The 11,696-nt window shown below is 36.4% G+C and carries 12 protein-coding genes and 2 pseudogenes; 6 read left to right on the top strand and 8 right to left on the bottom strand.

Annotation, left to right across the window (positions count from 1 at the left end; translation table 11 throughout):
• Positions 1–117: 117 nt before the first annotated feature.
• Together mobA and DRF58_RS16775 are read left to right on the top strand one after the other, a co-directional pair.
• The gene (gene mobA / locus DRF58_RS16780; protein ID WP_116037038.1) at positions 118–573 is read left to right on the top strand and encodes a conjugal transfer protein MobA; all 456 of its coding nucleotides are present in this window, start codon (positions 118–120) and stop codon (positions 571–573) included.
• Positions 574–577: 4 nt separating this feature from the next.
• Positions 578–943, top strand: a pseudogene (locus DRF58_RS16775) (relaxase/mobilization nuclease domain-containing protein); the annotation flags it as partial.
• 94 nt (positions 944–1,037) lie between these two features.
• On the opposite strand, the gene DRF58_RS16770 reads toward DRF58_RS16775, so the two are convergent.
• The 7 genes from DRF58_RS16770 to DRF58_RS16740 all read right to left on the bottom strand — a co-directional run bounded on the left by DRF58_RS16770 (position 1,038) and on the right by DRF58_RS16740 (position 8,061).
• Positions 1,038–1,784: a succinate dehydrogenase/fumarate reductase iron-sulfur subunit gene (locus tag DRF58_RS16770; protein ID WP_116037036.1), complete on the bottom strand. Its 747-nt coding sequence runs from the start codon at positions 1,782–1,784 to the stop codon at positions 1,038–1,040.
• A 13-nt stretch (positions 1,785–1,797) separates the two neighbouring features.
• Positions 1,798–3,714 carry a fumarate reductase/succinate dehydrogenase flavoprotein subunit gene (locus DRF58_RS16765; RefSeq protein ID WP_116037034.1) on the bottom strand — a complete coding sequence of 639 codons (1,917 nt, stop codon included), beginning with the start codon at positions 3,712–3,714 and terminating at the stop codon, positions 1,798–1,800.
• A gap of 11 nt (positions 3,715–3,725) precedes the next feature.
• Positions 3,726–4,382 (bottom strand): succinate dehydrogenase cytochrome b subunit, encoded by a 657-nt coding sequence (locus tag DRF58_RS16760; protein ID WP_116037033.1) that lies wholly within the window; start codon positions 4,380–4,382, stop codon positions 3,726–3,728.
• A gap of 16 nt (positions 4,383–4,398) precedes the next feature.
• Positions 4,399–5,829: an anion permease gene (locus DRF58_RS16755; RefSeq protein ID WP_031502137.1), complete on the bottom strand. Its 1,431-nt coding sequence runs from the start codon at positions 5,827–5,829 to the stop codon at positions 4,399–4,401.
• 14 nt (positions 5,830–5,843) lie between these two features.
• Entirely contained in the window at positions 5,844–7,004 is a 1,161-nt protein-coding gene (locus DRF58_RS16750; protein ID WP_116037031.1) for a porin, read from the bottom strand.
• A gap of 114 nt (positions 7,005–7,118) precedes the next feature.
• Complete coding sequence (locus tag DRF58_RS16745) at positions 7,119–7,628, bottom strand: DUF72 domain-containing protein (RefSeq protein ID WP_116037029.1); 510 nt, start codon at positions 7,626–7,628, stop codon at positions 7,119–7,121.
• Positions 7,629–7,905: 277 nt separating this feature from the next.
• Complete coding sequence (locus DRF58_RS16740; RefSeq protein ID WP_317124876.1) at positions 7,906–8,061, bottom strand: DJ-1/PfpI family protein; 156 nt, start codon at positions 8,059–8,061, stop codon at positions 7,906–7,908.
• Between the two features lie 186 nt (positions 8,062–8,247).
• On the opposite strand from DRF58_RS16740, the pseudogene DRF58_RS19290 reads away from it, so the two are divergent.
• From DRF58_RS19290 to DRF58_RS16725, 3 genes and pseudogenes are all read left to right on the top strand, one after another.
• Positions 8,248–8,483, top strand: a pseudogene (locus tag DRF58_RS19290) (IS982 family transposase); the annotation flags it as partial.
• On the top strand, positions 8,452–9,612 hold the full coding sequence (locus DRF58_RS16730) for a type I restriction endonuclease subunit R, EcoR124 family (RefSeq protein ID WP_245955552.1): 1,161 nt from the start codon (positions 8,452–8,454) through the stop codon (positions 9,610–9,612). The pseudogene DRF58_RS19290 and the gene DRF58_RS16730, both read left to right, overlap by 32 nt.
• A 246-nt stretch (positions 9,613–9,858) precedes the next feature.
• Positions 9,859–10,548, top strand: coding sequence for a DUF421 domain-containing protein (locus tag DRF58_RS16725; RefSeq protein WP_116037028.1), 690 nt, complete (start codon positions 9,859–9,861; stop codon positions 10,546–10,548).
• 89 nt (positions 10,549–10,637) lie between these two features.
• Here DRF58_RS16725 and DRF58_RS16720 read toward each other — a convergent pair whose 3' ends face one another.
• Positions 10,638–11,186, bottom strand: a complete 549-nt coding sequence (locus DRF58_RS16720) for a type 1 glutamine amidotransferase domain-containing protein (RefSeq protein WP_116037039.1) — start codon at positions 11,184–11,186, stop codon at positions 10,638–10,640.
• A 180-nt stretch (positions 11,187–11,366) separates the two neighbouring features.
• On the opposite strand from DRF58_RS16720, the gene DRF58_RS16715 reads away from it, so the two are divergent.
• Positions 11,367–11,537, top strand: a complete 171-nt coding sequence (locus DRF58_RS16715; protein ID WP_116037026.1) for a lmo0937 family membrane protein — start codon at positions 11,367–11,369, stop codon at positions 11,535–11,537.
• The last annotated feature ends 159 nt before the right edge of the window (positions 11,538–11,696 follow it).

Raw genomic sequence — 11,696 nt, 5'->3', positions numbered from 1 at the left:
GTTCAACCGAAGATACTTTGGAGAATCCCTGTTCGACAGGCTGGTGGTAGCTTCTGTATCTCAAAAAAATAGTTTTAGGCATAATATCAAGTAGTCATTAATATTAAATGGATTATTATGGAAGAGAAAAACAGAAAACAGATTAAGAAATCAGGAAGAAAACCAAAGATTGACCCTGCGGTTCATCGGTATTCCATCAACCTAAATGCAGAGGACAATGCCAAATTTCTTGCCCTCTTTGACCAGTCAGAAATGAAAGTAATTGCTCATTTTATTACAGCCTGCATCTTTCAAAAGAAGGTAAAGACCGTCAAAATTGATATGAATGCGGTGGAATATCACGAAAAGTTGACCCGCTTTTTTAGCCAGTTCCGAGCAATCGGAACAAATTACAATCAGACTGTGAAGATATTGTACCCCAATTTTTCGGAGAAAAAAGCAGGAACTTACCTGTTTAAATTGGAAAAAGAAACAATTAAATTGGAAAAAGAAACAATTGAATTGGTACAAGTCACAAAAGAAGTCATCCGTTTGACACAGGAATTTGAAGAGAAGTATTTGAAAAAAGAGTAAAGTTATGATTGCAAAAATAGGAAAAGGAAGCAATATGTATGGAGCGATTTTGTACAATCAGCAGAAAGTGGAAAAGGAAAACGGAGCAGTCTTGTTACTAAACAAAATACCTGATACAGTAGACGGCAACTATTCTGTAGCCTATTTTAATAAATGTTTTGAGTCATATTTATCAGCAAACATCAAAACGGAAAAAACGGTACGGCATATTTCGCTGAACCCCGACCCAAAAGACCAGATAAGTGATGAACAATTTATGGAAATGGCACAGGAATATATGGAACGTATGGGTTACGGCAATCAACCCTATATTGTTTTCAAGCATACGGACATTGACCGCACACATATCCACATAGTTTCAACCTGCGTGGGCACTTGCTGATGGAATGCTGGACTTTTACAATTAAGTTTTGTGAAAAAGAATCTTTTTTGAGTGAAACAAACCAATTACAAATTTCAGTGTTTTACTTTCTTAAAAACAAAGCTCTACCATATTCAAAATTCATTCTTGCAATATTTAAAACAGAAATTCCTTGTGGACATTCTATTTCGCACGCTTCAGTGTTGGAACAATGACCAAAATGCTCAGCATCCATTTGTTTTACCATATTAAACACTCTTTCACTTCGTTCTTCTTTTCCTTGTGGAAGCAAAACCATGTGACTAATCTTTGCGGCGGTAAATAAGGCAGCACTTGCATTTTTGCACGTTGCTACACAAGCTCCGCAACCAATACATGCTGCGGAATCAAAGGCTTCCTCAGCAGTTTGATGGGTAATTGCAATGGCTGTGGCATCCGGCGCTTGACCAGTATTCACAGAGACAAAACCACCGGAAGAAATAATTCTATCAAATGCCGAACGGTCAATTTTCAAATCTTTTTTAACAGGGAAGGCTAATGCACGGAAAGGCTCAATAACAATGGTATCTCCATCTTTGAAAGACCTTAAATGAAGCTGACAAGTGGTAGTATGTTCCAATGGTCCATGAGCCAAACCATTAATCATTACCCCACATTGGCCGCAAATGCCTTCCCGGCAATCATGGTCAAACTCAACAGGTTCGTCACCTTGTAGGATCAATTTCTCGTTCAAAGTATCAAGCATTTCTAAAAAAGACATGTGAGGATTTAAGTCTTTTAAATCATAATTCACTAGTTTCCCTTCACTCTGATTATCTTTCTGCCTCCATATTTTAAGATGTAAATCCATAGGTTTTTGTGTTTTATTTGTAACTTCTTACAGTTGGCTGTATTTCTTCAAAAATCAAGGGCTCTTTAATGAGCTCAGGTTCATTGTTTTCACCTTTCCAAGCCCAAGCTGAAATAAATTGAAATTCATCATCATTCCTCAAAGCTTCTCCATCCGCGGTTTGAAATTCTTCACGAAAATGTGCGCCGCAAGATTCATTTCGGGTTAGAGCATCATAGCACATTAATTCACCTATTTCAAAATAATCAGCAACGCGACCAGCTTTTTCAAGGTCAGCGTTCATTGCTTCGGCTTTTCCTGATACTTTTACATCCCTATAAAATTCCTGTTTTAGCTTTTTTATCTCTTTGATGGCGAATTGTAAACCTTTTTCATTTCGGGTTAAACCACAATAATCGTAAAGCAATTTGCCCAAAGTTTTGTGGAAATGGTCAACAGTTTTTGTTCCATTAATGTTGATGAAACCTTCAACTTGCTGTTTAATGTGATTTTCAGCTTTCTCAAATTCTACACCATCGGTTGAGATTTTTCCGGTATGGATTTCCTGAGACAAGTAATTGGCAATGGTATATGGTGCAATAAAATAGCCGTCCACGGAAGCCTGAAGTAGGGAATTGGCTCCCAATCGATTCGCACCGTGATCTGCAAAATTAGCTTCTCCTAAAGCAAACAATCCGGGAATGGTGGTCATTAATTCATAATCAACCCAAAGTCCACCCATAGAAAAATGTGCAGATGGCGAAATCATCATTGGCTCCTGATAAGCATCATATCCTGTGATTTTCAGATACATATCGAATAAATTCCCATATTTCTCCGCAATTTTTTCTTTACCTTGTTCTTTAATTGCTTTAGAAAAATCAAGATATACTGCATTTTTCAACGGTCCGATTCCGAAACCTGCATCAATTCTTTCCTTTGCAGCTCGCGAGGAAATATCTCTTGGTGCGAGATTTCCGAAAGCAGGATATCGTCTTTCCAGATAATAATCTCTTTCATTTTCAGGGATTTCATTAGGAGGCCTGGTTTCATTTTCTTTTAAAGGAACCCAGATTCTACCGTCATTTCTCAAAGACTCAGACATCAACGTTAATTTTGACTGATAATCTCCTGACTGAGGCAGTGAAGTAGGGTGCACCTGAATCCAGCTGGGTGAAGCCATCAAAGCTCCTTTTTTATGTGCTCTCCAAATAGCAGAACCATTACAACCCATCGCCAAAGTAGATAAATAATAGATTTTTCCATAACCTCCTGTAGCCAAAACAACGGCGTGGGCTGCATGCCTTTCGATTTCTCCAGTATCTAAATTTCTTACAATAATACCTCTCGCTTTTCCATCAATGATGACCAAATCCAGCATCTCGTGTCTCGTAAATAACTGAATGCTTTTTTTTCCGACCAGACGCATTAAAGCCTGATAAGCGCCCAGAAGCAATTGCTGTCCTGTTTGTCCTCTCGCATAAAAAGTTCGGCTTACCTGAACGCCACCAAATGAACGGTTATTCAAATATCCTCCATATTCTCTTCCAAAAGGAACACCTTGTGCAACAGCTTGGTCGATAAGGTTTAAAGAACATTCTGCCATTCGGTAAACATTGGCTTCACGGGCTCTGAAATCTCCACCTTTTAAAGTATCAACAAACATTCGGTACACACTGTCACCATCATTTTTGTAATTTTTAGCGGCATTCACTCCTCCTTGAGCCGCTACAGAATGTGCCCTTCTCGCACTGTCCTGAAAACAGAATGATTTTACATTATAGCCCATCTCACCTAATGAAGCTGCAACCGAGCTCCCAGCTAATCCTGTGCCGACAACAATGATATCCAATTTTTTTCTGTTGGCGGGATTGACAAGCTTCGCTGTTTTCTTATAGTTTTCCCATTTCTGTTCTAATGGTCCTTCCGGTATTTTAGAATTTAAGATCATACTGTCAAAATTTAGCGGTTAGTGAAGAATATATAAATAGGCATTAATGCAAAGCCACAACATATGATTAGTGAATACGCGATTCCAGCATTTTTAAACCATCTTACAAATTTCGGATGAAATACACCTAAAGTTCTAACTGCACTTTGAATTCCGTGAATCAAGTGATAGCACAATGCAATCATTGATGCCACATAAATGAGCACGTACCACCATTCTTTAAAAACAGTTATGACTAAAATGTACAAATCTTTATTTCCGTTATCATCCAAAGGAAGATTACCAAATTTATAGACGTACCAAAAATTCTGAAAATGAATTACAAGGAAGATTAAAATCAATGTTCCCAAAATTCCCATATTTCTGGAAGCCCATGTACTGGCTCTTTTTCTGTTGTCGGTTGTGTAATTTCCTCCTGATTTTCGATTTCTTAAAGTAATAATTAGTCCATCCACGGCATGCACGATGATGCTCGTATATAAAACATACGAAACGATTTTAATAATTATATTTCCTGACAAAAAATGCGAATAGGCATTAAATTGAAGATGAGCCTGCTCCTGTGGTAAAAAGAGCTGAAGATTTCCAAGGAAATGAATCAACAGAAAGAAACTAAGGAACAACCCGGTAACGCACATCAGTATTTTTCGTGATAACGTAGACAGCATATTGTATGTTTTATGATTAATAATACCCTAGAATCTTCATCCACAGACCACCAACGCCCATATAAATGATTAGTAAAACAATTCCTATTTCCAACCCTCTAAGCCACCATTCTTTTAAATCAACATATCCGCTTCCAAAAAATACCGGAGCGGGACCATGACCATAATGGGTTAGAACTCCATAAATTGAACCCATAAACCCTAGCATCATTGCTAAAAGCATCGGAGGAATTCCTACGGCAACTCCAACGCTCAATAAGGCCGCGTACATTGCTGCTACATGCGCGGTAGCACTTGCGAAAATATAATGGCTAAAGAAGTAAACGAGAATAATAACTGGAAATGCAATGGTCCAGGTCATTCCACCTACTTCCATTTTAATCAGATTGCTAAACCATCCAATAAATCCTAGCTCATTAAGAGAACTGGCCATCATAACAAGCACAGCAAACCATACTATGGTATCCCAAGCTCCTTTCTCTCCTTTGACGTCTTCCCACGTTAAGACTGATGTGAGCAGTAATAGCGTTAAACCGATAAAAGCTGTAGTAGTGGCATCGATTGACAGTGCACCACCAAAAATCCAAAGTCCCAGCAAAATAAAAAATGCCAAAAGCATGAGCCATTCATTTTTAGAAATAGGTCCCATTTCTTTTAATTTCTCTGCAGCCATTTTAGGAGCATCGGCGGTTTTCTTTAATTCAGGTGGATATAATTTATACAAGACCAGCGGCACTACAAAGAACGCTACCAATCCCGGTACAAATCCAGCAGCAGCCCAAGACATCCAAGTGATGTTGATTCCCAAGTTGGCAGCAAATTTCTGACACATAGGGTTACTTGCGGTTCCGGTCAAAAACATGGAAGATGCAATAAGATTCATGTAATAACTGTTCAACGTCAAATAAGAACCCAATTTCCTGTGTGTTTCCGGCTTATCGGGAACAGAGTCAAAGCTGATCGCCATCGATTTCATAATAGGATAGATAATTCCGCCACCTCTTGCGGTATTACTCGGAATTGCAGGAGCTAAGCATAAATCCGCTAATCCTAAACCATAGGCCAAGCCCAATGAACTTTTACCAAAAACTTTGATGAACAGAAAAGCAATTCTGTTTCCCAGTCCTGTTTTGATAAATCCTCTTGCAATAAAGAATGAAATTCCTATCAGCCAAATTACTTTATCTCCAAAACCACTTAATGCCTTGGTAATTGATTTTCCTGCATCTCCCGGAGCAACAACTTGCGTAAGGGCAGTAAAACCTATTGCCATCATGCACATCGTCCCCATTGGAGCAGCCTTTAAGATGATTCCAAGAATTGTGGCTGCAAAAATTGCAAACAGATGCCATGCATTTTCCGCTACTCCTTGCGGTGCGGGTATAAACCATATTACAAGTGCAACTGCAAAAGTAATTGCAACAGCTTTAATGTTAATTTCTTTCATAATGATTGGTTTTATTAAAATCTACTTTGAACCTGAACAATGAAAAGATTGTTGTTGTATTGACTGGTGTTTTCAATGGAATGTTTATAACGGTCGAACTGCATACCGAGTTGAATTCTTGCACCATAGTCTTTTAAAAATTCCAATCCAAACATAGGGGTGATGGTCTGTTTGGGATTTGAATTAAGCCTAAAATTGGTATCCAAATATTCATAACGGCAAGATAGTTCAAGTGCGCTGAGATTCTTATGATTGATTTTGTACCGAACATGAGGCAAAAAATAAGCACCCCGAATTTGATATTCATCTGGATTTACTGGCCGTAATTCAGGTGCTACAGCAAAATAAAGAGGATGATTTGTTCCCTGTTTTGCTTCAATCTGCATATCAAAACTCCACTTTGGATTAAGATTGATAAGTGAACTTAAGTCTAGTCCAACGGCATATACCTTTTTGCTCATAACTTCTCCCACACCACCATTGAGGCCAATATTTAAACCGTATTTTTTCAAAAGTCCAAAAACCAATCTTGTAGAATACTGTTTTCCATTGTCATTGTCATTAATCTGATTTTTACCATTTCCATTGACTACGGAGACTGCATATTGAAAGGGAATATCCCCAAGCTGCAGTTGCCCGTTTGCAGATATACCAATCTGAAAGCTAGTCCAACCCAGTTTCCCAAATTCTGTGTACTGATTGGACCAATCAAGAGACTTATTAATATCGATAGGGTAGGTTTCTTCAAGACCAAACAATGGCCTGAATTGTCCAAACGTCAAAGCCAATTTTGGATCGAGCGTATATTTTAAATAGGCATTTTCAAGAACTCGAGATTTAGGATCATTTTTAAAATCTGCGAGATTGGCAAGGACAGCAACTTCTGTTCGCCTACTGATTTGAGCACGTACTTGAACCCTCATGTATTTGATCATGAAATTATTGTCAGTTCCGCTATTATCTAAGTGATGAAGTCCATTAACATCTACATTATCCTTCATCCCTACGAGATATCTTGCCTGGAATAATCCCTTGATTTGAAGTTTGGGATATACTACAGACTCCGCAGGCTTATGGACGGTTTGTGTAGAATCCGGAATCTGAGCTTTAGTAACGGAAAAGAACAATAAAAAATAGATTGGAAGAAACTTTCTTATTGATGAATAAGTTTTCATATTGCTATTGTAGTTCTTGGTTTTTAAATGTAACCTGCAGATAACTTTCAGTCGTTAAGATATATCAAAGGTAGTGAATTGCTCTACAAATTTTACAGGAATAGGATTAAATTTTTAAGAAAACTTACAAAAGTCATAAAAATGAATGTTGAATTTCTCTAGCAAAGCCATGACCTCCTGGTTCCACCAAGATCGATCCCGGAATTCCACGACATTCAAAAATCTTTGCTCAACCGTTTGAATTATTCGGCTTAAATTTTCGTCAGAATATTTAAAGGATGGCGGAAGCTGATATAAAAATCCTGCAAGTTTCTCTTGAAGTCCTGAATGAATATGTTCGCAAAACTCACTCGTTTTGATAGAAGTATCCTGAAGACGCATGATGTGCGTAAAGTTTTTTGGAATTTTAATGAAGAACTTGAAATCTGCAGGCGTAGTTTGGTGACACTTTTCAAGGGTTTTATTGGTCGGCCTTCTATAGAATGTGGAATTGATTTCAAGCGAATTTAAATTTTCGGAATAAAATTGCAGGTAATCTCGTGCTGGCAAATCTTCTGGATAGAAAAATCCTTTCCATAGCCGTGCAAAAAAGCCAGAGCAGCACATATATAATTTATTCTTCATTTTATTTGCAATTAGGCATAAAATATTTCTATGGAATATTTCTTTTCGCTATCATCTACAAATTATTGAAGAGCACTTCACAAGAGTCCTCAACTGCGGACAACTTTCTGATCTTTGTTTAAAAATTAACCAATCGCAAATGCTAGTAGTAGCAATGAAAAAATATGGATATAGATTGAATAGAAGCAATTGCAAGGAATTCTCTCCGATTTTCGCTAACCATCACCTTAAAAAAAGCTTTGCCAAAAAAGACTTTGACAAAGCTTTGCTTTATGTTTTATTTTGCGAATTCCTGCACAATCCTTTCGCTAAAGGCAGGTAAATCGTCTGGAGTTCTGCTTGTGGTAAGATTTCCGTCTGTCACTACCTTTTCGTCCACCCAATTCGCACCGGCATTTTTCAAGTCTTTGGAAATAGCTTGTACTGAAGTCAATTTCTTACCCCAAAACCACGTCTGCGTTAATCAATGTTTGCGGTCCGTGAAACGTGTCCTTATATCCGGCAGACCTATCAGGTTTTATGAAGAATTACCTGTTGTCATTTAGGAATTAAGAAACAAAAAGATTGTTCATGTGACATGAAAGTCGTATATTTAATTGAATACCAATCGATTAAACAAATGAACAATCTTATTCAAAACTACAAAATTATTTTAGAAGAATTGATAATACTTGCAATCATATAAAGACCACTAATCAAATCAGGCTTCCTAAATTGTCAGATATTGAGCTTGTTGCTCTTAATATTACCGCAGAATACATGTCGATTAATTCTGAATTACAACTGTTTAGGTGTATTTCAGGAACAGAATTGCAAGGGAAAATTGATAGAAGCGTTTATAATAAGAGTACAAGAATTTAGTGAATTATTTGGAGAAAAACAGAACGTAAAAGATACCGAAGGGTTTTACAACTATTACAATGCGGTAGCAAAGAAATCAAAACAAAATGAGACAGATATTTTGTTGGTTGCCAATATGTTTTTGACAGGATTCGACAGTAAATATTTAAACACCTTATACGTTGATAAAAATCTGAAATATCATGGATTGATACAAGCATTTAGCCGTACAAATCGTATTCTGGATAAGAATAAAACACAGGGAAATATTGTATGTTTCCGAAACCTTAAAGACAAGACAGACGAAGCGATCGCTTTATTCAGCAATAAAGAAGCAATTGATGAGATTATTGTAGAACCATACGAAGCGTATGTAGAAAAGTTCAACGAAGCCACGCAGAGATTATTAGAAATCGTTCCGGAAGTAGTATCTGTTGACGGCTTATATTCGGAAGAAGATCAGCTACAGTTTGTTTTGGCTTTTCGTGCCATGATGCGTTTACACAAGAAAATGAGTCATTATACAGAATTTACTTGGGATGATTTACAGATAGAAGAACAGCTTTTTGCAGATTACACGAGCAAATATTTGGATTTAAAGGAAAGACTTGATCCTACAGACCCGTCTAAAAAAGCGTCTATTCTTAATGATATAGATTTTGAATTGGAATTGATTAGGCGTGATACAATCAATGTAACTTACATACTTCAGTTATTGATTAAATTCAATTCGAAGCAAAGTGCAAAAGACAAAGAAAGTACTGAAAAAGACATATTCAATTTACTGAACACCGAAGTGTCATTAAGAAGTAAAAGAGAATTGATTGAGAAATTTATTCAGGAAAGTTTACCACATATCGAAGATACGGATGCCATTCCAGAAGAGTTCGAAAAATTCTGGAATGTAGAGCAAGAAAAAGCACTTCAGGAACTAGTTAAGACAGAAAATCTTTCCGAAGAAAAAACAGAAAGACTGATAGAGAATTATTTGTTTACAGAACGTGAGCCTTTGCGAAAAGAAATTTTAGATTTGCGAAAAGAAGGGAGACCGAGTGTATTAAAATCTAAGGAAATCGGAGATCGTATTCTAAATAAAATCATAGGATTCGTAGACACTTTTGTTAATGGAATATCAGGAAATTAATGTTTTATTCTAGGAGGCATTCATAAGAATCAAAAATATTTAGGAATGATAAATAAAGGATAGGAAAATTAAAACCTATCCTTCTATTTTTGTATATTTGCCTTGAGCTAACGGAAACACGCTGAAAAGCAAAGCAATAGGCACCGTTACCAAATCGTTACCTGACTTTTTTGATAATCTTTATAAAAGCTTAGTATTCAACCGATACAGCTTTTTCCTGAAAACTTTAAAATAAAATAATGATTTATGCAAATAGATTGGAAAGAGCTCTGGATGGGATCTGAAAGTTGGGACTTTTTATTTCAAATTGTCTTTCGAACTTTATTGATGTTTACTGCCATTATTATTGGGATTAGGGTTTTAGGTAAAAGAGGAGTCAAGCAGTTATCGCTTTTCGAATTAGTGGTCATTATTGGGTTAGGCTCAGCAGCAGGGGATCCTATGTTTTATCGGGAAGTAGGATTACTATCTTCCCTCGTGGTTTTTATCATAATTATAGCTTTGTATTCTACGTTGATCTTCTTTATAGGAAAATCTAAAAATATGGAAATCCTTTTGGAAGGTAAACCTATTATTTTGATTGAAGATGGTGTATTTGCAGTTCAAAACTTTAAAAAAGAAAACTTAGGTAGTGATGAATTTTTTGCAGAATTAAGATTGAAAGGTATTTCGCATCTTGGGCAGATACAGCAGGCTGTTGAAGAAACCTCCGGAGAAATAAGCGTATTTTACTATGAAGATCACGAGGTCAAATATGGTTTGCCGGTTTTATTGAATTCTTTGGAGAATTGTACAAAGGATTTTGCTGTGGAAAAACATTATTCCTGCACGTTTTGTGGATACACTGAATTGAAAAATAATAATTCTGAGAAGAGCTGCAAAAACTGTGGAAAGTTTCATTGGGTCGAGGCAATCAATAGAAAAAGAATTACTTAGAAAATATACGAACAATGCGTACTATATACAAAGACATCCCATTGGAAAGAATGAGATGTCTTTTTTCTAGAGTATAAAATGAAGATTATTTAAAAGTTCTGGTCTTCGTGACGCCCTTCTTTTATTTCTTCAACTATTTTAGCATTGAAAGCAGGAAGATCCTTTGGTGTACGACTGGTTACAAGTCCATTGTCAGTTACAACTTCGCTGTCTTCCCAAATAGCACCTGCGTTTTTTAAGTCAATACTTACCGATTTTACAGAAGTCATTTTTCTTCCATTTACTGCTCCTGCACTGATGAGGATCTGTGGTCCGTGACAAATAGCAGCTACAGGTTTATGTTGTCTGAAAAAATCCTGTACAAATGATATGGCTTTTTCATCAGTTCTTAATAGGTCCGGATTAATAACGCCGCCAGGTAAAACAAGTGCATCATATTCGGATGCATCAACTTCGTCTAAAGTTTTATCCACAGAATATTCTTTCCCCCAGTCTTTTTCTGCCCATGCTTTAATTGTACCTGCTTCAGGACTTACAATATGAGTCGTCCAACCTTGTTTTTCCAAATGCTCTTTTGGAGATTTCAATTCACTCTCCTCAAATCCGTGTGTCGCGAGTATTGCAATTTTTTGTGACATGATATAATATTTTTTGATGTTATGATATTGGATAGAAGAAAATATTGTACCATTGAATCCTGCTCTCATTATAATATAAATTAACAAACAGTAGATAACTCAGAAACAATATATTTTAAGTGTAAATTTTTCCAAAGGCACACTTTATGTAATAGCACAATAACATCAAAAAATAAGCTTATGAAAAATTTACTTTGGTTAGTAGCTGTTATATGTATAATAGCTTGGGTATTAGGAATGGCGGGTATTATTCCGGGAATGGATACAGGAGGATTGATCCACACGCTACTAGTTATTGCAATAATTGTTGTTCTATATAATATCATCTCAGGCAGAAAACCCTTTAATTGAATTAATTAGAACAATAAGATTAAAAATTAGAATCCGTCTCACAACAAAATTTGAGGCGGATTTTTTTGTTATAAAAGTTTTTCAATATTTTAAGAAAAAGTGAAAAGTTGTCCTCTTCAGGCAACTTTCTTTCTTAAATTGTGTGCTAAAGCGTGTAAT

The organism is Epilithonimonas hispanica, from assembly GCF_003385395.1.
GTDB lineage: Bacteria > Bacteroidota > Bacteroidia > Flavobacteriales > Weeksellaceae > Epilithonimonas > Epilithonimonas hispanica.
Note: the sequence above shows the minus strand (reverse complement) of the source record. Positions and strands in the feature narration are given on the sequence as shown.